Genomic DNA, 20,250 nt, shown 5'->3' with positions numbered 1-20,250 from the left:
CCGGTTGGCGGTATTACTGATTGCAATGTTCCAGCACGGCATCGATCTCTTCATTGGTCAGCGTGGAAGGTGTCATCACCGCTTTATATTTATTGAAAAGCCCGGTTGCATAACTGTCTTTTTGAATTACCCCCATCGGGTTACGCATGAATTCATACATCAGCGCCTTGTCTTTCCAGCGGGAAGCTGCCCCTTTTAAAGCAGGACCGGTAAAATCAACATCACACTTGTGGCAGGAAGCACAATGGGTCATGAACAACCCGGCCGCATTAATGTCCGGATTTATCTTTTTCCCGGAACCCTCGCTGTTGTTGCAGCTTATTATTGCAACAAGGATCACCAGGCCGCACAGTATTCTCATTTTTTTCATAGTACCCCCAAAACGCTTAATGAAGATTAAAATTGTGTTGAACTGCTGTGATTATCTCAAAACCTCCCGGCTGATCACCAGTTTCTGTATCTCGCTTGTTCCTTCCCCGATGGTGCAGAGTTTACTGTCCCGGTAAAATTTCTCTACCGGGAAATCTTTTGTATACCCATATCCTCCAAAAATCTGCACCGCTTCGGTACTTACCCGTACCGCCACTTCGCTTGCATAATATTTTGCCATGGCGGCTTCCTTGGTCATGGGCAGGCCCCGCATCTTCAGGTCACAGGCCTGCTTGATCAAAAGGTCCGCCGCTTCAATTTCAGTTGCCATATCGGCCAGTTTAAAACTGATGCCCTGGAAACTGGCTATGGGCTGATCAAACTGGTAACGTTCTTTTGAATATTGCAGCGATGCCTCGTAAGCCCCTTTTGCAATTCCCAATCCCAACGCAGCAATGGAGATCCTTCCCCCGTCCAGCACTTTCATGCTTTGCTTAAACCCCTGCCCTATTTCCCCGATCCTGTTAGCATCCGGGATACGGCAGTTATCAAAAATCATTTCCGCTGTTTCACTTGCACGCATACCCAGTTTATTTTCCTTTTTACCACCGCTGAAACCGGGTGTTCCTTTCTCCACTATAAATGCCGTTGCATTGTCTTTCGCCCTTGGTTCACCTGTCCGGCAGATCACAACCGCCACATCCCCGCTTTTACCATGCGTGATCCAGTTCTTGGTTCCGTTTATCACCCAGTCATTCCCTTCCTTCACAGCAGTTGTCTTCATATTACCGGCATCACTGCCTGTGTTTGCTTCGGTCAATCCCCACGCTCCTATGTGCTCCGCAGTTGCCAGTTTGGGCAAATATTTCTTCTTCTGTTCCTCATTTCCAAAACTGAGTATATGGCCTGTACACAAAGAATTATGTGCCGCCAGCGATAAGCCAACCGAGCCGCATACCTTTGCCACTTCCTGGATGATGGCATTGTACTCAAAATAACCCATTCCGCTGCCGCCATATTTTTCCGGGACAAGCACACCCATCATCCCCAGTTTACCCATTTCCTTAAATACCTGTACAGGAAATTCCTGGCTTTCATCCCAGTCCATTAAATGGGGTTTGATATGTTGGTTGGCAAAATCACGTGCAGTATGTGCCACCTGCCCGGTCAGTTCAGTAATTTCAAAATTCATATAAACGCAATCATTAAGGGCTGCAAAATACAGAATTTTAAAATACCGGGCGACAGTCTACCGGATGGTAAGGTAAGGTTCCATTTTATCATAGACCCCTGCAGTAATGATCAGGATGTTTTTCAGATCGCTTACAGCAGTAAAACTGCCATGCTGGTTGCGGTATTGTACGATGGCGTTGGCAATATTATACCGGATATAAGGATGCAGTTTCAGTTCTTCCAGTGTTGCCGTATTGATATTTAATTGTTTAACTGTTGAATTGCTGATGACCAGTTTCCCCTTAATTTTCTGAAAAGCGGAATCGGGTAATGCATAGGTCTCTGCTACCTGCTCCACTTTGTAAAACCCACCCAATTTGTCCCGGAATGCAACGATGCGGCCAGCCAGTTTGCTGCCAATGCCCGGCAGCGCAATAAACTCGGACGTATCGGCCGTGTTTATGTCAACAGCGTTTCTTGTATAACTGGTTTTTTCCGGCAGCCGGGCATAAATCTTGTTTTCAGCAGGGATGAACCTGTCTGTATTCTTTTGCTCTATTCTTACATAAGGAAGCAGCCTGTTCACTTCATCGGGGGGCAGGCCCCATATCTTACCAATGTCTTCCGGTTTGTTGAACCGGCCGCCTTTTGAAATGTAATTCCGGATCGTGTTTGCGGTCTTCTCCCGTATGCCGAGTTTCTTCCAGCCTTCAACAGGTAATGTATTGGGGTCGAAATAAAACAATTCTCCTGCTGATCCCCTTCTGTAATAATTCTTGTCCGCTGGCTGGCGGAGATCCTGGTAATTATTTTCGTCAGAAGTACTAGAGCGGTCTGTGGTACTATCAGGCTGTTCTGTTTTCAATGCAGCGATCTCCTTCTCAAACTGGCTGTGATCGTATTTCTTTTCAGTCATGAGATACGGAAAGAAGAACGGGAGAAAGATAAGCAGGAGGATCAGTGCCATTACAGCAATGATCCCTGTCCGTTCCTTTCGGGTAAAGGAAAAATATTCAGCTAAATATTTCCGGGAGCCGGGCATTGGTTCAAGGTAAGGCCAGCCTTCCCGGAATTTGAGAGTAAAAGATCAGAAAAAAATGAGAAAATACCCGCTGTACAGTAATACAGCTTCAGTTGCTTTGCGGATGACCGGATATTTCTTCAGTTGCCCCAATGCTGATAAAATTTATACAATGAAAATGATAATCGAATTGCTTATTTGCCTGTCATGTGTTTATGCCATCTTCATACAACTGCTGCGGATCATCTGGTTGTATTTCCCTTCTTTCAGGCAGCGGACATCGGTGTATAAAATAAGAGTGCCGGGTAAGACCGAGATGCTTTTATATTTTGTACTGGCCATTGTGGTTATGGCCTACTTTATTTTTGTCATGGCGGAAAAATATTTGCAACCCGGTCACTTTACAAGCCGGCTATAGCCCTGTCTCCTCAATTTCCAATCCGTCCCATGCCAATTGAATGCCGTCGGGCAGGCCCATATTTACCTCCTCGTGCTTTCCGATCTGGTGGCTCATGTGGGTAAACCAGGCATTGGGCACTCCCAGTTCCTGCACCAGGGCTACGGCTTCATCCAATGTGTAGTGGGAGATATGTGGTTCTGTTCGAAGGGCATTCAGCACCATGCCATCGCTCCCTCTTATTTTTTCCTTTTCTTCTTCATCAATACGGTTTGCATCGGTTATATAGGTGAACCGCCCGAACCGGAAACCCAGCACCGGCATTTTCAGGTGCCATACCAAAATGGGTACTACCGGGATATCCCCGATCCGGAACGGGTTCTCATCAATGGTATTCAGGTTAATGTTGGGAATACCCGGGTATTTTTTATCTGAGAAGACATAGGCAAATTCCCTTTTGATGGATTCCTCTGTTAACGAGTTGGCATACACTTCCATCGGTTTTTGCTGGAAGAAGTTATAGGCCCGCACGTCATCCAGCCCGGCAATATGGTCTTTATGCGGATGGGTGAATAGAACCGCATCCAGTTTTTTTACCCTGGCCCGCAGCATCTGGTAGCGGAAATCGGGCGTGGTATCTATTACAAGGGAGGTTGTTTCACTCTCCACCAGGATGCTGGAACGTAACCGTTTATCCTTCGTATCCGGGGATGTGCATACGGGGCAATCGCAACCGATCATGGGCACACCGCTGCTGGTGCCGGTACCAAGAAATGTTATTTTTAAGGGAGGGCATTGCACTTGACAAAAATAGGCAATTGACAATAAGTAACTGGCAATTAGTAGGTCAATAAATTAAGTGTAAGCGTCAATGGCAAATGGATATTGTTCGTTGCCGGTTGCTTATTGCTTATTTTCCACACTCATCACCTCTTCATACATATGCTGGCTTTCCTTTGTGAGGGCATCAAAATTAATATCCAGCTGGGGCATCAGGTCAATAAGTGTATTTATCCTTCCTTCGGTTTGAAAGAATTTATTGATCACGATCACTTTTTTATCCTGCAATATGCAATAGCCGCTTTGAAATGTTCCCCGTTCATAACGGATAACATAGCCGTTCTCTTCAGCGATCCGTTCAATTTTATCCAATGTATGTTGTGTGTATTTCATGCCCTAAATCCCTAAAGGGACTTTTGAAGTTTATTATTTAAATGCAACCTCCCACAAATCAAGAGTAATAAAAAAAATCTTTTTCAACAATCGTTGATAAATAAATCTGGTAGTGTCCTATTTTGAATGGTTGTCATCCTGAGGAACGAAGGACCGCGTGCCTGAGAGTGTCCTCAGCATGACAGCTCACAAATTTCAAAGGACACCACCATAAATCTGCTGTTTGATACAATACAGATTTTTATACTTAAAGTCTCTTCATAATCCCCTTCAGGGATTTGGGGCAGTGCCTCATTTATTCGTCATCCGTATTACCGGAACGATCATTTCCTCCAGGCTTATACCGCCGTGCTGGAAGGTATTTCGGTAATAATTGGCAAAATGATTATAGTTATTGGGATAACACAGGTACAGGTCGCCTTTAGCAAAGATGAACGACGAATTAACGTTCGGAACCGGCAACCCGGCTTCTCTCGGGTCACGGAATGCCAGTACGTCCTTTGCGTCATAGTTCAGGTTGCGGCCATGCTTGTAGCGCAGGTTAGCCGTGGTCTGTTTATCGCCGATCACTTTCACCGGCGTATTTACCCGTACACTTCCGTGGTCAGTAGCCATCACCATGGTCAATTTTTTATCGGCAATCCTTTTAAGTGCCTGGTGCAGGGGCGAATGGGTGAACCAGCTTTCGGTAATGCTGCGGTAACTGGTTTCGTCGCCGGCCAGTTCCTTCAGCACTTCCATTTCGGTACGGGCATGACTGAGCATGTCCACAAAATTGTACACAATGATGTTGATGTCGTTCTCCAGCATATTGTGAATATTATCCACCAGTTTCTGTCCGTCGTTGTTGTTGGTGATCTTGGTGTAAGAATATTTAAGATCACTCTTGCCCAGGCTCTTCAGCTGTGCCTTGAAGAATTCCTCTTCAAACATATTCTTTCCTCCTTCCTCATCATCGTTCTTCCATTGCACCGGGAACTTCTTTTCAATATCCACCGGCATCATGCCCGCAAATATGGCGTTACGGGCATATTGGGTGGCCGTAGGCAGTATGGCATAAAAGGTTTCTTCCTCATGTATGCGGAAACTTTCGGCAAATATGGGCTGGATGGTCTTCCATTGATCAAATCGCAGGTTATCGATCAGCACAAAGAAAAGCGGTACCCCTTTTTCCAGGTGAGGAAACACTTTGAACTTCATCAGGGTATGGCTCATGATAGGCCCTTCACTGCTTTTAGGACTTACCCAGGATGCATAATTCCTTGAAATGAATTTAAAGAACTCTGTATTTGCTTCTGCCTTCTGGGCCTGGAAAACCTCCTGCATTTCGGGACTGTCACTCTTTTTCATTTCCAGTTCCCAGTAAACAAGTTTGCGGTATAGTTCCATCCACTCATTATAATCCGGGTTACTGTTTAACGCCATGAACAGGCTGCGGAATTCCTGCTGGTATGCCGAAGTGGTCTTTTCGGCCACCAGCCTTTTGTTATCGATGATCTTTTTCAGGCTCAGTAAAACCTGGTTTGGGTTAACCGGCTTAATAAGATAATCGCTTATCTGCGAGCCAATGGCTTCATCCATCAGGTTCTCTGCTTCATTTTTTGTTATCAGCACAACCGGCAGGTTGCTGTTCATTTCTTTTATCTGCTGAAGCGTTTGCAGGCCCGTGATGCCGGGCATGGTCTCATCCAGCAATACCACATCCACGATATTATCTTTTACATATTCCACCGCATCAAATCCGTTGGTCTTGGTCTGTACTTCATAGCCCTTGCTTTCCAGGAACATGATCTGCGAAGTAAGGCTGTCGATCTCATCATCTACCCAAAGTATTTTTGCTACATTCATAATAGGAGTTTGTTGTTTGAGGTTCAGCACCCGTTGCTGTTTACTGACCTGATTGAATTGCTGGTTCTGCTGAATTGCCGGATAGCTACAAATTTAATTTTTTATATCAATGCTGATAAGCTTTATTTAGCTTTGTGCATCTTTTAACAAATGCCGGTATTGTCAAAGGCATGACCACAAACATCAAACGTCAAACATACAATTCATCCATGCCTTTCAGAAAAATAATAAACGACCCGGTTTATGGTTTTATTACCATTGATGATGAACTGGTGAACCAAGTGATCGCCCATCCATACTTTCAGCGCCTGCGCCGCATTAACCAGATGGCGATGGCCAGCCTGGTTTATCCCGGGGCAGTACACAGCCGCTTACACCATGCGTTGGGAGCCTATCATTTAATGTGCAATGCCCTCAGCGAATTAAAAAATAAAGGAACCGGGATAAGCGTTGCTGAAGAACAGGCCGCAAAGATCGCCATCCTGCTTCATGACACCGGCCATGGGCCCTTCAGCCATGCGCTGGAACACGTGCTGATTGAAGGCATGCAGCATGAAAAGATCTCCCTGCTGATCATGGAGGAACTGAACAAACAGTTCAACGGGCAATTACAGCTTGCCCTGGAGATCTTTACCGACCGGTATCCTAAAAAATTCCTCTACCAGCTCATCAGTGGCCAGTTGGATGTGGACCGGATGGATTACCTGACCCGGGACAGTTTTTTCACCGGGGTAAATGAAGGTGTGATCGGCTACGACCGGATATTAAAAATGCTGATCGTACATAATGGGGAGCTCATGGTGGAAGAAAAAGGGATTTACTCCATCGAGAAATTCCTGGTAGCCCGCCGTCTTATGTACTGGCAGGTTTACCTGCATAAAACAGTGTTGTGTGCAGAGCAGATGCTGAAGCGTATCATTAAAAGGGCAAAACATGTAAAAGCCAGCACCCAGTTGCCCCTGGATAATTTTATAAACAAACCCATCCAGGCAGTTACGCTGGAAGAGTTTTGCGATTTGGATGACTATGATCTGCTGGCAGCAATAAAAGGATGGTGCCGGCATCCGGACCAGGTTTTGTCAAGCCTTTGCCAGGGGATCATCCACCGCCGGTTACTTAAAGTGCAATACTCGGCAGAACCGTTTGACAGCAGGATACTTGAAGAAAAGACCAGGGAAACATGTACCCGGTTAAGCCTCTCCCCTGAAGAGGCCGGCTGGCTTGTATTTACAGGTGAGGTAACCAGCAGCACGTACAACCCCGGTAAAGAACATATCCATATCCTGTTCAAGAACGGGGAGGTAAAGGATATTTCGGAAGTGGACAATGCCCTCATCAATCAAAACCTGATGGGCACGGTTAAAAAATATTACATTTGTTATCCAAGAATATAGTCATTGGTCATTAAGTCATTCGGTAGATCTCAATAATTGAAGGATGAGCAAATAACAAATGGCCCAATAACAAATGACCCAATGACAAATGTCCTAATGACAAATGACTTAATATCAACTATGCAATTCACCGCAGCGCAAATAGCCATAATGATCAACGGCCGGGTGGAAGGAAACCCGGAATCATCGGTGGGTTCTTTCGGCAAAATTGAAGAAGCCCGTGCCGGTCAGCTTTCTTTTCTTGCCAATCCCAAATACGAGGAATTTTTGTACAGCACCGCGGCAAGCATCATCATCATCAATGAAACACAGGAACTGAAACAAAAGATCGGGGCTACCCTCATTAAAGTTCCGGATGCCTATTCAGCCTTTGCCACCCTTTTAGATAAATACCAGCAGATACAAAGACAGCAGCTGTCCGGCATTCAGCAGCCGGTATATATTGCCGCTTCGGCCAAAACCGGTGAAAATGTCTTCATCGGCGCCTTTGCCTACCTGGGAGAAAAAGTGATCGTAGCCAATGGCGTAAAAATTTACCCCAATGCCTTCCTGGGCGATAATGTTGTGATCGGGGAAAATACAATCATTCATCCCGGGGTGAAAATTTACCATGACTGTGTGATCGGGAAAAATGTGACCATACATGCCGGGACCATAATTGGCAGTGATGGATTTGGTTTTGCTCCCCAGGCAGATGGTACATTGAAAAAAGTTCCGCAGATCGGCAACGTGATCATTGAAGATGGTGTGGAGATCGGCGCCAATGCCACCATTGACCGGGCAACCATTGGAAGTACCCTTATAAGGGCCGGGGCCAAATTAGACAACCTGCTCCAGATCGCCCACAATGTGGAAGTAGGGAATAATTCCGTGATCGCTGCACAAAGCGGCATCAGCGGCAGTACCAAGATCGGGAATAATGTAATGATCGGGGGCCAGGTAGGAATTGTGGGCCATATAAAAATTGCCGACGGAACCAGGATCAATGCACAGAGCGGTGTGAGTAAATCCATAAAAAAACCGAACTCTGCCGTCACCGGCTCCCCTGCGTTTGATTATACCGCAGCCCTGCGCAGCCAGGCTGCCAGCCGCAATTTACCTGAACTGGAAAAAAGGGTGATTGAACTGGAAAAGAAATTGAAGGAAATGATGGCCCGTAATAATTCCTGACCCCCTATTCAATTCTTACAGATTTGTCGGCTGCCCCGCACCAGATCAACAGCTTAACATTTTAATAGGACGATTGGCTGAAAAATAAAATATCTTTGGCCTGACCAATGCCTTACCCAACGCATAAAATTAATTGTTTGACCGCCCGGAATTTTATACCATCCTTTGTACTTATTGTTTTTTTATCCGCACAGGCCTTCAGCCAGTCGCTCTCTGTTTCGGGCAGGATCATTGACGGCCATACCAAGGAACCCATAAGTTATGCATCCGTTTATTTTGCCAAATCGGGCGTTGGAAAGACCTCTGACAGCGCCGGTAACTTTTCCTTTTTCTTCAACAACTTCACCCCCGACACGCTGGTGGTAAGCTTCATTGGTTTTGAATTATACAAAATGCCCGTTTCGCAATTGCAAAACGGCAAGCCTGTCACCATTCAGCTGGAAAGAGGCGGCGCTAAAAATGAAGTGGTCATTAAATCGAAATGGAACCGGGGCCTTTATTTATGGAAAAAAATAATGAGCAAGAAGAAACAGTATAACCGCTACGATCTTGCCAACTTCAGTTATGAAGCCTATAATAAACTGGAAATTGACATTAAGAATTTTAATGCCGACAAGGCCAGGAAGAATTTTTTATTGAAGAATTTTTCTTTCATTTTTGATAACATGGACAGCACCTCGGAAGCTGTGCCCTTTTACCGATATACCTGACAGAAACCCTCAGTGATTATGCCTACCAGAGCAAAGCCAAAAAATTCAATGAAAATGTGAAGGCCAGCAAGATCGTAGGCGCCGATAATTTAGGTATCAATATTGAAAGCGTCAGCAAGGTACTGGGTGTCATGAACCAGAATGTCAGCATCTACAGTAATTTTGTAAATGTGATGGACAAGGATTTTGTCAGTCCTTTTAATGATAATGCAGATGCTTTTTACATATTTACCGTGCCCGATACACAGATCGTTAACGGGAATAAACTTTATCATTTTGTTTTCAGGCCAAAACGCCCCGGCCAGAATACATTCCAGGGAGATGCCTGGGTAACAGAAAAAACCTACCAGATCCGCAAGATCTCTTTATACCTGGGAAAAGATGCCAACATCAATTACATTGACCGCATCAGTGTTTTCCAGGAATATATTCCTCTCAACGATTCCGTGATCTTTTTGAACCGGGATAAATTCTTTGCCGACTTCCGGATGCTCGGGAAAAAATCATTGACATTCATCGGGCGAAAAACAACATCCTATAAGGACATTGTGATCAACAGCGATTCGTTAAAGGAAGCTTTTAAAGGCCAACACATTGAAGAAGTGGTAACAACAGAAAAGGGGGTTATCGAAAAGTCTGATTCTGCCTGGAACGAACTACGGCACGATACCCTGTCAAAGAATGAAAAAGGGATCTATGAAACGATCGACAAACTGACAAAAATGCCCAAATTTCAGCGGTTTGAGCAAAATATCAAATTCCTGGCAGGTGGTTACAGGGATGTTGGCAAATTTGAAATAGGCCCCTGGTTTAACTGGATAAGTGGCAACCAGTGGGAAGGCACCCGTTTCCGGTTTGACCTGGGTAACAATAAGAAATTAATGAAGGACATTTATGTGCATGGCTACCTGGCATACGGCACGAGGGATAAAAAGTTAAAGGGCCTGGCAGAGGCTTACTGGATCATAAAAAGAAACCCCAAACGGTTAAGACTGCATGCCTCCTTTTTGAATGACGTGGATAATGGGATCAACCAGGTTGGCGAAGTAAGCCAGGATAATATTTTCTCCCTCGCCATACGCAAACCGAATGTGACGCGGAAATTCATACAGACCAAAGACATACGGTTCGAGGTATTCAATGAATGGGGCAAGGGATTTTCAACCGAATGGTTTATTGTTCACCGGCAATATGATCCTTTGCAGAATTTACCTTTAAAGTCATACTATACCGTCAGCAGCGGCACGCCACTTACCAATTTTGAAGTAGCGGTCAAATTACGCTTTGCTTACCTGGAACGTTTTATTGAAACGGATTATTTCCGTACTTCCATTGGCACCAAATATCCCATTGCAGAACTGATGATCGCCAAAGGGATCAAGGGAGTATTCAACAGCGCTTATAGCTATACCAAGATTTCCTTGGCTGTTAAGGACTTTATGAAGATATCGCCATACGGGACGCTGCGGTATAAAGTATATGGCGGGTTCGTGAACAGCACATTGCCTTTCACAAACCTCGAGAATCATCCCGGCAATGACCTGTACTATTACAGCCCTGCTTCCTTCAACCTGATGAACCGTTTTGAATACCTGAGTGATAAATATGCCGGGGTGAACGTGGAGCACAACCTGGGATCGGGGCTTTTCAGGTTCATCCCCCTTACCCGGAAATTGAAATGGAGGCAGTTCTGGAATGTGAAGACGCTCTGGGGTTCATTAAGCAATGAGAACATTACCGCCAATTACCTGGCAGACACATCCGGCAATAAGATCCCTGGATTTAAAAATCTGAACGGAAGAACCTATATTGAAATAGGTACCGGCATTGATAACATTTTTAAGATACTTCGCCTAGATTTTGTATGGCGGGTATCCCCCACGCCCATGTACGCCGGCAAGAAAAACCAGTTTGGTGTTTTTGGAAGCTTCCAGTTCCAGTTTTAGCCAATTTATACCCATTCTGCCATAAATAGTACGGGCATTTTATTTTAAATATCTTTGCCAACAAAATTTTCGGCACTTATGGATAAAAACTTTAATCCAGATAAACAACATACATTGGCAGGTGCTGTAAGTATATCCGGTACAGGCCTTCATTCGGGTATTAATGTGGATATGACACTGAGGCCTGCCAACCCGGGTTTTGGTTACCAGTTTCAACGCATTGACCTGCCCGGAATGCCTGTTATAAAGGCTGATTGTGACCTGGTTACCGATACGTCAAGAGGAACCACCCTGGTTAAAGGCGATGCCAAAGTAAGTACCGTTGAACACATCCTTGCGGCCCTGGTTGGTATGGGCGTCGACAACTGCCTGATCGAAGTTAACGGCCCGGAGATACCGATCATAGATGGCAGCAGCGAACCGTTTGTGGAGATCATCGGTGAAGCCGGTGTATTGGAACAGGATGCAGCAAAAGCCTGGTACACCATCGACACCAATATCTCTTACTTTGATGATGTTAAGAAAGTGGAGATGACGGCGCTGCCATCGGTAAATTACCAGGTGACCACCCTGATAGATTTTAACAGCCCCGTACTGGGCACCCAGCATGCCAGCCTTAAATCAATGAAAGAATTCCAGGCAGAGATCGCCCCCTGCCGCACTTTTTGTTTTTTACATGAACTGGAGATGCTGCTGGATAATAACCTGATCAAAGGCGGTGACATTAACAATGCCATTGTGGTGGTTGACAAACCGGTAACCGATGAAGAGATGGGACGCCTGGCAAAAGCCTTCGGAAGAACAAAAGTGGAAGTAAAGAGTGAAGGATACCTGAACAACCTGGAGTTACGGTTCGCCAATGAACCCGCCCGTCATAAGTTGCTGGATGTTGTAGGCGACCTGGCGCTGATCGGCTATCCCATTAAAGCACACATCATCGCCAACAGGCCGGGCCACAGCAGCAACGTGGAATTTGCAAAAAAGATAAAGCAGTACATAAAAAAGAATAAACACACCCGGGATATTCCCATTTACGATCCCAACCGGGAGCCGGTATACACACAGCAGCAGATCGAAAAAACACTGCCGCACCGTTTTCCTTTCATATTGGTTGACAAGATCATTGACCTGACCGATACGCAGATCGTAGGCATTAAGAATGTTACGTTCAATGAATATTTTTTCCAGGGGCATTTTCCCGGTAACCCGGTGATGCCGGGGGTATTGCAGGTGGAAGCGCTGGCACAAACAGGCGGGTTGCTTTGTATCAATGCCATGCCCGACGGACAGTACGATACCTACTTTTTGAAAATTGATAACTGTAAATTCAAACAGAAAGTGGTGCCCGGCGATACCCTGATCCTGAAAATGGAATTGACAGAACCCATCCGCCGCGGAATATGTGTGATGAAGGGAAGTGTTTATGTGGGTAATAAGCTTTGTACCGAAGCCGACCTTACCGCACAACTCGTAAAAAGAAATTAAATAGATATATTCGTTGATTACTTGTCATTTGCTCATTGCCAATTATACTAAATGATCCATCCACACACGTACATACACCCGAACGCAAAGCTGGCCACCAATGTTAAGGTTGACCCATTCAGTGTTATTCATCAAAACGTAGAAATTGGCGAAGGTACCTGGATCGGAAGCAATGTGACCATCATGGAAGGCGCCCGCATCGGCAAGAACTGCCGCATATTTCCCGGGGCTGTTATTGCGGCCATTCCCCAGGACCTTAAATACGAGGGAGAGCAGACCACCGTGGAGATCGGTGACAATACCACCATCCGTGAGTTCGTGACCGTGAACCGGGGCAGCAAAGATAAATGGACCACTAAAGTAGGCAACAACTGCCTCATCATGGCCTACAGCCATATTGCCCACGACTGCATCATTGGCAATAACTGCATCATGAGCAACAATACCCAGATGGCCGGCCACGTGGTCATGGGCGATCATGCCATCCTTGCTGGCATGTGTGCCATTCACCAGTTTGTACAGATAGGGCAGTATGCATTTGTTTCCGGGGGTTCGCTGGTAAGTAAAGATGTGCCACCCTATATCAAGGCAGGCCGTACACCGCTTAGCTATGCCGGCGTGAATTCGGTTGGGTTGAAACGCAAAGGATTCAGCCTGGACCGCATCAACAAGATTCTCGACATCTACCGCATTATTTACAACAAGGGAATGAATACCTCCCAGGCGCTTAATTATATTGAAGAAGAATTGCCGGCAACCGACGAACGGGATGATATTGTCACCTTCATCCGCGAAAGCGGCCGGGGCATCATCAAACGCTTTACCAAGGGAAGTGTGGAGGATGAATAAATAGCGCCCCGCCGTCCCTATCCCCTTCCTTCGACTATGCTCAGGATAGGTGAACTGATCATGAATGAGTAAATGATCAATATTCAATGTTGAAGTTTGCAGGCCAGAGGACCCCCGACTTGAAAATTGAGCATTGAAAATTGTTTATTGAATATTTCCAGAATGACCCAATGACCAATAACCCAATGACCATCTCCTTAACCAATACAGGCAAACGCTTCAACCGGGAGTGGATATTCCGTCACTGCAGTTACGAATTCACCCAGGGTAAAAAATACGCCATCACCGGGCCAAATGGTTCCGGCAAATCAACCCTGCTGCAGGTGATCGCCGGCGCAACTCTTCACAATGAAGGGACCATTGAATACAGGAAGGGGCAATCAGCAATAGACAATGGGCAACACTATACCAACCTTTCCATCGCCGCACCTTACCTGGAACTTATAGAAGAGATGACGGCAACCGAAATGCTGGAATTCCATTTACAATTCAAAGCACTGGTGCCTTCTTTAACCATTGCAGACATATTGAAAATCGTTGGACTGGAGAAAGCGGCCAACAAACAGATACGCTATTTCAGCAGCGGCATGAAACAACGGCTGAAACTGGCACAGGCCTTTTTCAGCAATACGCCGGTGCTTTTACTGGATGAACCAACTACCAACCTGGATGCGGATGGGATCGCCTTATACCTGTCGCTCATCAGCCATTACACCAACGACAGGCTGGTCATTGTAAGCAGCAATGTAAAGCAGGAATATGATTTTTGTGAGGAAGTGATCGAGATCGGGAAATATAAATAGCTTTCACCTCCTGCTCGCAATCAACAGATTCAGATCCGTAAACTTCAGGTCAAACCGTTCGCTCAGGTAAAAATTGGTAAGGCTTCCCTTAAAGAGGTAAATGCCGCTTCGGATATTTATCTTATGCCAGATGATATTGTCAATACCGCCATCCTCGCCCGTCTCCAGCATCAGCGGCATCAGTACATTGCTGATGGCCTGCGAAGCCGTACGGGCAAAACCACTGGGGATATTGGGCACGCAGTAATGGATCACATCATACTTGGTGAATACGGGTTTTTCATGCGTGGTCACTTTGCTGGTCTCAAAACAGCCGCCGTGGTCAATACTAACATCCACGATCACACTGCCGGGCCGCATCGTACTCACCGTCTCTTCGGTTACCACCACAGGAGTTCTTCCGCCGGCGCCACTCAATGCGCCTACTGCCACATCACATGTTTTTAACTGCTTGGCAAGGATCTTGGGTTCGATCACCGATGTCCATAACCGTACACCGATATTATTCTGCAAACGTTTCAGGCGGTAAATGCTGTTGTCAAAGACCTTTACACTGGCTCCCATGGCCAGGGCGGTCCTTGCTGCGTATTCACCCACAATACCCGCGCCAATGATGATGACCTTTGTGGGCGGTATGCCGCTGATACCTCCTACCAACACCCCCTTGCCGTTATTTGTCTTGCTCAAATACTGCCCGGCGATCAGCATAACCGCACTGCCGGCAATCTCACTCATGCTGCGAACGATGGGATTATGCCCGCTGTCGTCTTTGAGGTTCTCAAAACTAAGCGCCGTGATCTTTTTATCCATCATCTTCTGCAATATCTCCCGCTTCATTACCGCCAGGTGTATGGGTGAAATGATATACTGGTTTGGTTTAAGCAACTCACATTCTGCTTCGCTTACAGGGGCGCTCTTTACCAGGATACTGCAATCAAAGACCTGTTTCTTGTCATACGCGATCCTGGCCCCTGCATCGCTGTAATCCTTGTCGGTATAACTGGCGCCGTCACCTGCCTTGGTTTCCACCACCACCTGGTGACCATTGGCGATCATTACGCCCACGGCTTCCGGTGTAAGGGCGATCCGGTTCTCATTAAATGAATTCTCTTTGGGGATGCCTATCAGCAGTTCTGAGCCCTTGGGTTTTACATCCAGGGTCTCTTCCAGGGTCTCATACGTGAACGAAGAAGATACAAAAGGTCTTGACGAAGCCATAACAGTAGAATTGTAAGCTTACAAATTACAAATTTATTTGCAGCTTTCTTGTGTTATCATCCACATAGCTTATGGAAATGTGCAGCGTATCGCCCGGGAAGATACCCGGGGCTTTTTCAGGCCATTCCACCAGGCATATATGGCCTGAATAGAGGCAATCTTCCACCCCGGCATGAATGGCCTCGCTTTCATCTTTCATCCGGTACAGGTCCATGTGGTAGATCGTTTGCCCATCGGCGGTCCTGTATTGGTTGATGATGGAGAAGGTAGGACTTGAGACGACATCCATTACGCCCATCCGCTCACACAATGCATGGATAAAAGTGGTTTTACCGGCACCCATTTCTCCATGAAATGCAAATACCTTATGCCCGGCTGCAGCAGCAATAAGCTTTTCAGCTGCCTGTTGAATTTCCTCCAGTTTAAAATTTACCTCCATGTTGCAAAGATATTTTCCGGCATTGGTAATCGGGCTACAATTTCAGGCAATAATTTTGCATTATGGAAAAAGTTGACTGGAAAGTAGAAGGAATGACCTGCACCAACTGTGCGCTCACCATTAACAGGTACCTGGAAAAAGAGGGATTAAAGGATGTGAAAGTGAACTTTATCGGTGGGGAAGTTAGTTTTGAGATGAATGGAAAAAAATCCAGGGACCAGCTTGCCAAAGGAATAGCAGATTTAGGGTATACAGTTGTGAACGAACAACAAACTACAAACCACAAACCCAAAACTCTTTTCTCCAACCATCTCCAGCGTTTCCTTTTCTGCCTTCCGTTTACCCTGGTCTTAATGCTCCACATGCTGCCCTGGCATATCCACTTTTTGATGAACCCATGGATCCAGCTGGCGATATGTGTTCCTGTCTTCCTGGTAGGCATGGGTTATTTCGGTGTCAGCGCCGTAAAAAGCCTGCGCCGGGGCATTCCCAATATGAATGTACTGATCGCCATGGGTGCCCTGGCTGCTTTTGCATACAGCCTGATCGGAACCATTGGTAACCTGGGTATGGATTATATCTTTTATGAAACAACGGCTACCATCATCACCCTTGTTTTTTTAGGCGAATGGATAGAACACAAATCGGTGGAGACTACCCAGAGAGAATTAAAAAAACTGGCCAAACAGCAGAAAATAATGGCCAATATGATCGCTTTTGATGATCAACACAAAGAATTGATCTTCCCGGTTGAAAATACAAAGCTGCACGTGGGGGATCTCATCCTCATAAAGCAGGGTGAACAGGTGCCGATGGACTGTAAGATATTATGGGGAGATGTGCATGTGAATGAATCTCTGTTGACCGGTGAAAGCAAACCTGTTCACAAAACGAAAAAAGATGCGTTGATCGGCGGAAGCCTGGTAACCGATGGGACCGTGAAGGCGCAGGTGACTGCCATCGGAAAAGATACGGTACTCAGCAATATACTTAGTCTCGTTAAACAGGCCCAGGGTGAAAAACCGCCTGTTCAGCAACTGGCAGATAAGATCAGCGCTGTTTTTGTTCCGGTGGTGATCGGGATCTCGGCGGTTACTTTCCTGGTCAATCATTTTGCCTTTGATGTAAGCGCCACCGGTTCATTGATGAGGAGTATTGCTGTGCTGGTGATCAGTTGTCCCTGTGCCATGGGACTGGCAACTCCGGCTGCTATTGCGGTTGGGTTGGGCCGTGCTGCTAAAAACGGCATCCTTTTCCGTAATGCAAAAAGCCTTGAGTTGTTTAAAGATATAAGGACGGTTGTATTTGATAAGACCGGAACATTGACTAAGGGGAATTTCCAGGTTACCGGCATGAGTTCATTGGCTTTAGCTGAAGACGAGTTCAAACGGGTTGTTTTTTCACTGGAAAAATATTCCAATCACCCCATTGCAAAAACAATTACTGCAGAATGGAAGGTGACCGATACGATCCAGTGGAAAAAGGTCGAAGAAATGAAGGGCCTCGGCATCAAAGCCGAAGACGTTGTTGGAAATACCTGGCAATTAGGTTCACATAAAATTGCTGCAAGTCAGACAAGTGACGGATCACATACCGCTTACTTACTCCGGAATGAAAAGCTGGCGGGCTGGTTTGACATGGAAGACGAGATAAGGGCGGAAGCAAAAGAGGTGATCAGTTACCTGCATTCAAAAAACATACAGACCATTTTATTAAGCGGTGACTCGCTGGACAGAACACAGAAAACGGCCACGGCCCTGGGTATTGATAAAGTATATGCAGAAAAAACGCCCGAAGAAAAACTGCTGATCATTGAGCAGCTGAACAAGGAAGCGCCGGTTGCCATGGTGGGTGACGGCATCAATGATGCACCGGCCCTCGCAAAAGCCAGCATCGGCATTTCCATGAGCGAAGCAACACAATTGGCTGTACAAACCGCCCAGGTTGTTTTGATGAATAAAGGCATACAACATCTGCCATTGGCATTGGGCCTGGGTAAACATACGTTCCGTACCATCAAGGGAAACCTTTTCTGGGCATTCATCTATAATATTGTTGCCATCCCCATCGCAGCCATGGGCTTGCTGCAACCCGGACTGGCTGCCCTGGCAATGGGTTTCAGCGATGTGGTGCTGGCCATAAACTCCATCCGGCTTAATTACCGGAAAGTGGTTTAATTTCAACCCACAATTTACCGGGTTGAACATTCATGAAATTTTAAAAGCGCATTGGGGTTTTGATGGCTTCCGGCCTTTACAGGAAGACATCATCTATTCTGTATTGGATGGGAAGGACACATTGGCCCTCTTGCCCACGGGTGGAGGTAAATCGATCTGCTTCCAGGTTCCGGCCCTGGCTAAAGAAGGGTTGTGCCTGGTGGTAAGTCCGCTCATCGCATTGATGAAAGACCAGGTGGAGAATTTAAAACGAAAAGGGATCCCTTCCCTTGCCATTTATTCCGGCATGAATTTCCTGGAAATCAAAAAGACACTGCAGAATGCGGCGTATGGTAATTATAAATTCCTGTATGTTTCTCCCGAACGCCTGGAAACGAATTTGTTTTTAGAATACCTGCCGGCACTGAACATTAACCTGGTTGCCGTGGATGAAGCCCATTGCATTTCGCAATGGGGGTATGATTTCAGGCCGCCCTATACACGTATTGCAGCCCTGAGAGAACAATTACCCGGCGTACCGGTGCTGGCACTTACGGCTTCTGCCACCAAACCTGTCCAGGATGATATCTGTGATAAGCTGCTTTTTACAAAAACACAGCAGCGTTTCCAGCAGTCATTTGAACGGCCCAATCTTTCTTACAGCGTTTTCAATGTACCTTCCAAGCAGAATAAATTACTGGAGATATTAAGAAATGTAAAAGGCACCGCCATTGTTTACTGCAAAAGCAGGAAGCATACTACCGGGGTCGCCGGGCTGCTCCGGATGAATAATATCGGTGCCGGTTTTTATCATGCAGGCCTGAATAACGAAGAACGGAATACCCGGCAGGAAAACTGGATAAACAATAAAACAAGGGTGATCGTTTGTACCAGCGCTTTCGGCATGGGCATTGACAAACCGGATGTACGGGTGGTGGTACATTATGATGTACCGGATTGCCTGGAGAATTATTACCAGGAAGCAGGAAGGGCCGGCAGGGATGGGAAAAGGGCTTATGCTGTATTGTTATACAACCACAAAGAACTGGAGAGCCTTCATGAACAGGTTGATACCCGTTTCCCGAAGGAAGAAGAGATCAGGCAGGTTTACATCGCTATAATGAATCACCTGCAGGTTCCTGCAGGCGCCGGGGAAGGGGTTGCTTATGATTTTGACATGGCAATATTTGCATCTGCCTTTAAATTGAATATACTCACCGTCACCTATGCCATCAAAGCGCTGGAGCAGGAAGGTATTTTCAGTTACAACGAAGTTTTTTTCAACCCATCGACGGTTGTGTTTACTGCCAGCAAAGAAGAACTTGCTGATTTTGAGATCCATCACCCCGAACTGGAACCATTGGTAAAAGGTTTGCTGCGTTCATATGAAGGCATCTTTGATTTTCCGGCAGTTGTATACGAAAGCAAACTGGCAAAATTTCTACAGTCAGACCTGGAAGAGGTGAAAATGAAACTGAGAAAATTAAATGAATCCGGCATCATCCATTATACCCCGCAGAAAGATACCCCGCAGCTATTCCTTCTTCAAAACAGGATGTATACAGAACACTACAGGATCAATAATGCCAATTACCTGAAACGGAGAAAAAGTTTTGAAGAGCGGGTAATTGCCATGACCGGCTACATCCGGGATACCAATGGCTGCAGGAGCAGGCAGATCGCAGCCTATTTCAATGACAAAAAGGTAAAGCCCTGTGGCATTTGCGATAACTGCATAAACGAAAAGCTCATTCATGTATCCACGGAAGAGTTCAACCACATCTCCGGGTATATTCTTCAACAGGCTGGATCATCCCCCCTGCCTTTCAAAGAAGTACTTGCTGCGCTAACAGGCTTCAATAAACAAAAGGTCTGGAAGGTTATGGACTATTTACAGGCCGAAAAAAAAATAGAAGTGGATAAGGAAGGTAACATTTCAGTAAACCGGTAAAAACCGGCAGGGCTTAAAATAAAAAAAGGGACCAAGATAGAAATCTAGTCCCGCTTTAAAATCCAATATCCTATGAAAAACCGAGACGAAGATAAAGGGGTTTTTAGGATTATGCAAGATTTTTAGCAGGTATTTTCAGAATCATCCT

Annotated in this window: 18 protein-coding genes; 10 read left to right on the top strand and 8 right to left on the bottom strand. The window is 45.9% G+C overall.

Annotated features, from left to right (window positions below; translation table 11 throughout):
- Positions 1 to 13: 13 nt before the first annotated feature.
- The 3 genes from IPJ02_11270 to IPJ02_11260 are packed head-to-tail and all read right to left on the bottom strand — an operon-like array spanning position 14 to position 2,584.
- Positions 14 to 361, bottom strand: coding sequence for a cytochrome c (locus tag IPJ02_11270; protein ID MBK7376114.1), 348 nt, complete (start codon positions 359 to 361; stop codon positions 14 to 16).
- Between the two features lie 60 nt (positions 362 to 421).
- A complete protein-coding gene (locus IPJ02_11265) occupies positions 422 to 1,561 on the bottom strand; it encodes an acyl-CoA dehydrogenase family protein (protein MBK7376113.1) in 1,140 nt (379 codons plus the stop codon).
- 57 nt (positions 1,562 to 1,618) lie between these two features.
- Entirely contained in the window at positions 1,619 to 2,584 is a 966-nt protein-coding gene (locus IPJ02_11260; GenBank protein ID MBK7376112.1) for a helix-hairpin-helix domain-containing protein, read from the bottom strand.
- 151 nt (positions 2,585 to 2,735) lie between these two features.
- Here IPJ02_11260 and IPJ02_11255 point away from each other — a divergent pair, with 151 nt between their 5' ends.
- A complete protein-coding gene (locus tag IPJ02_11255; protein ID MBK7376111.1) occupies positions 2,736 to 2,981 on the top strand; it encodes a hypothetical protein in 246 nt (81 codons plus the stop codon).
- On the opposite strand, the gene IPJ02_11250 is transcribed toward IPJ02_11255, so the two are convergent.
- The 3 genes from IPJ02_11250 to IPJ02_11240 all read right to left on the bottom strand — a co-directional run bounded on the left by IPJ02_11250 (position 2,976) and on the right by IPJ02_11240 (position 5,981).
- A complete protein-coding gene (locus IPJ02_11250) occupies positions 2,976 to 3,701 on the bottom strand; it encodes an MBL fold metallo-hydrolase (protein ID MBK7376110.1) in 726 nt (241 codons plus the stop codon). The genes IPJ02_11255 and IPJ02_11250 overlap by 6 nt on opposite strands.
- A 162-nt stretch (positions 3,702 to 3,863) precedes the next feature.
- Positions 3,864 to 4,133 (bottom strand): hypothetical protein, encoded by a 270-nt coding sequence (locus IPJ02_11245; GenBank protein ID MBK7376109.1) that lies wholly within the window; start codon positions 4,131 to 4,133, stop codon positions 3,864 to 3,866.
- 291 nt (positions 4,134 to 4,424) lie between these two features.
- Positions 4,425 to 5,981 (bottom strand): PglZ domain-containing protein, encoded by a 1,557-nt coding sequence (locus IPJ02_11240; protein ID MBK7376108.1) that lies wholly within the window; start codon positions 5,979 to 5,981, stop codon positions 4,425 to 4,427.
- A 209-nt stretch (positions 5,982 to 6,190) separates the two neighbouring features.
- Between IPJ02_11240 and IPJ02_11235 the strand changes: the two genes are divergently transcribed.
- The 7 genes from IPJ02_11235 (at position 6,191) to IPJ02_11205 (ending at position 14,338) form a co-directional block, all read left to right on the top strand.
- Entirely contained in the window at positions 6,191 to 7,375 is a 1,185-nt protein-coding gene (locus IPJ02_11235; GenBank protein MBK7376107.1) for an HD domain-containing protein, read from the top strand.
- 120 nt (positions 7,376 to 7,495) lie between these two features.
- A complete protein-coding gene (gene lpxD, locus IPJ02_11230; GenBank protein MBK7376106.1) occupies positions 7,496 to 8,545 on the top strand; it encodes a UDP-3-O-(3-hydroxymyristoyl)glucosamine N-acyltransferase in 1,050 nt (349 codons plus the stop codon).
- A 137-nt stretch (positions 8,546 to 8,682) separates the two neighbouring features.
- Entirely contained in the window at positions 8,683 to 9,255 is a 573-nt protein-coding gene (locus IPJ02_11225; protein MBK7376105.1) for a carboxypeptidase-like regulatory domain-containing protein, read from the top strand.
- 56 nt (positions 9,256 to 9,311) lie between these two features.
- Positions 9,312 to 11,201, top strand: coding sequence for a carboxypeptidase-like regulatory domain-containing protein (locus IPJ02_11220; protein MBK7376104.1), 1,890 nt, complete (start codon positions 9,312 to 9,314; stop codon positions 11,199 to 11,201).
- Positions 11,202 to 11,279: 78 nt separating this feature from the next.
- Positions 11,280 to 12,686, top strand: a complete 1,407-nt coding sequence (locus tag IPJ02_11215) for a bifunctional UDP-3-O-[3-hydroxymyristoyl] N-acetylglucosamine deacetylase/3-hydroxyacyl-ACP dehydratase (protein MBK7376103.1) — start codon at positions 11,280 to 11,282, stop codon at positions 12,684 to 12,686.
- A 51-nt stretch (positions 12,687 to 12,737) separates the two neighbouring features.
- Positions 12,738 to 13,535, top strand: coding sequence for an acyl-ACP--UDP-N-acetylglucosamine O-acyltransferase (gene lpxA, locus IPJ02_11210; GenBank protein ID MBK7376102.1), 798 nt, complete (start codon positions 12,738 to 12,740; stop codon positions 13,533 to 13,535).
- Between the two features lie 185 nt (positions 13,536 to 13,720).
- Positions 13,721 to 14,338, top strand: a complete 618-nt coding sequence (locus IPJ02_11205) for an ABC transporter ATP-binding protein (GenBank protein ID MBK7376101.1) — start codon at positions 13,721 to 13,723, stop codon at positions 14,336 to 14,338.
- A 3-nt stretch (positions 14,339 to 14,341) separates the two neighbouring features.
- Here IPJ02_11205 and IPJ02_11200 read toward each other — a convergent pair whose 3' ends face one another.
- A complete protein-coding gene (locus IPJ02_11200; GenBank protein ID MBK7376100.1) occupies positions 14,342 to 15,556 on the bottom strand; it encodes an alanine dehydrogenase in 1,215 nt (404 codons plus the stop codon).
- 25 nt (positions 15,557 to 15,581) lie between these two features.
- Positions 15,582 to 15,995: a tRNA (adenosine(37)-N6)-threonylcarbamoyltransferase complex ATPase subunit type 1 TsaE gene (tsaE, locus tag IPJ02_11195; protein MBK7376099.1), complete on the bottom strand. Its 414-nt coding sequence runs from the start codon at positions 15,993 to 15,995 to the stop codon at positions 15,582 to 15,584.
- A gap of 62 nt (positions 15,996 to 16,057) precedes the next feature.
- Here tsaE and cadA point away from each other — a divergent pair, with 62 nt between their 5' ends.
- Positions 16,058 to 18,172, top strand: a complete 2,115-nt coding sequence (cadA, locus tag IPJ02_11190) for a cadmium-translocating P-type ATPase (GenBank protein ID MBK7376098.1) — start codon at positions 16,058 to 16,060, stop codon at positions 18,170 to 18,172.
- A 22-nt stretch (positions 18,173 to 18,194) separates the two neighbouring features.
- On the top strand, positions 18,195 to 20,102 hold the full coding sequence (locus IPJ02_11185; GenBank protein MBK7376097.1) for a RecQ family ATP-dependent DNA helicase: 1,908 nt from the start codon (positions 18,195 to 18,197) through the stop codon (positions 20,100 to 20,102).
- The last annotated feature ends 148 nt before the right edge of the window (positions 20,103 to 20,250 follow it).

The organism is Chitinophagaceae bacterium (genome assembly GCA_016710165.1).
Classification (GTDB): domain Bacteria; phylum Bacteroidota; class Bacteroidia; order Chitinophagales; family Chitinophagaceae; genus Ferruginibacter.
The sequence above is the reverse complement of the archived record's forward strand: the minus strand, read 5'-3'. Positions and strand labels throughout refer to the sequence as shown.

Bases quoted from the DNA above. Each gene is read 5' to 3' on its own strand.
- IPJ02_11235 (MBK7376107.1), top strand. From the start codon at position 6,191: ATGCCTTTCAGAAAAATAATAAACGACCCGGTTTATGGTTTTATTACC.
- IPJ02_11250 (MBK7376110.1), bottom strand. From the start codon at position 3,701: ATGATCGGTTGCGATTGCCCCGTATGCACATCCCCGGATACGAAGGAT.
- IPJ02_11215 (MBK7376103.1), top strand. From the start codon at position 11,280: ATGGATAAAAACTTTAATCCAGATAAACAACATACATTGGCAGGTGCT.
- cadA (MBK7376098.1), top strand. From the start codon at position 16,058: ATGGAAAAAGTTGACTGGAAAGTAGAAGGAATGACCTGCACCAACTGT.
- IPJ02_11245 (MBK7376109.1), bottom strand. From the start codon at position 4,133: ATGAAATACACACAACATACATTGGATAAAATTGAACGGATCGCTGAA.
- IPJ02_11260 (MBK7376112.1), bottom strand. From the start codon at position 2,584: ATGCCCGGCTCCCGGAAATATTTAGCTGAATATTTTTCCTTTACCCGA.
- IPJ02_11265 (MBK7376113.1), bottom strand. From the start codon at position 1,561: ATGAATTTTGAAATTACTGAACTGACCGGGCAGGTGGCACATACTGCA.
- IPJ02_11240 (MBK7376108.1), bottom strand. From the start codon at position 5,981: ATGAATGTAGCAAAAATACTTTGGGTAGATGATGAGATCGACAGCCTT.
- tsaE (MBK7376099.1), bottom strand. From the start codon at position 15,995: ATGGAGGTAAATTTTAAACTGGAGGAAATTCAACAGGCAGCTGAAAAG.
- lpxD (MBK7376106.1), top strand. From the start codon at position 7,496: ATGCAATTCACCGCAGCGCAAATAGCCATAATGATCAACGGCCGGGTG.
- IPJ02_11255 (MBK7376111.1), top strand. From the start codon at position 2,736: ATGAAAATGATAATCGAATTGCTTATTTGCCTGTCATGTGTTTATGCC.
- IPJ02_11205 (MBK7376101.1), top strand. From the start codon at position 13,721: ATGACCATCTCCTTAACCAATACAGGCAAACGCTTCAACCGGGAGTGG.
- lpxA (MBK7376102.1), top strand. From the start codon at position 12,738: ATGATCCATCCACACACGTACATACACCCGAACGCAAAGCTGGCCACC.
- IPJ02_11200 (MBK7376100.1), bottom strand. From the start codon at position 15,556: ATGGCTTCGTCAAGACCTTTTGTATCTTCTTCGTTCACGTATGAGACC.
- IPJ02_11270 (MBK7376114.1), bottom strand. From the start codon at position 361: ATGAGAATACTGTGCGGCCTGGTGATCCTTGTTGCAATAATAAGCTGC.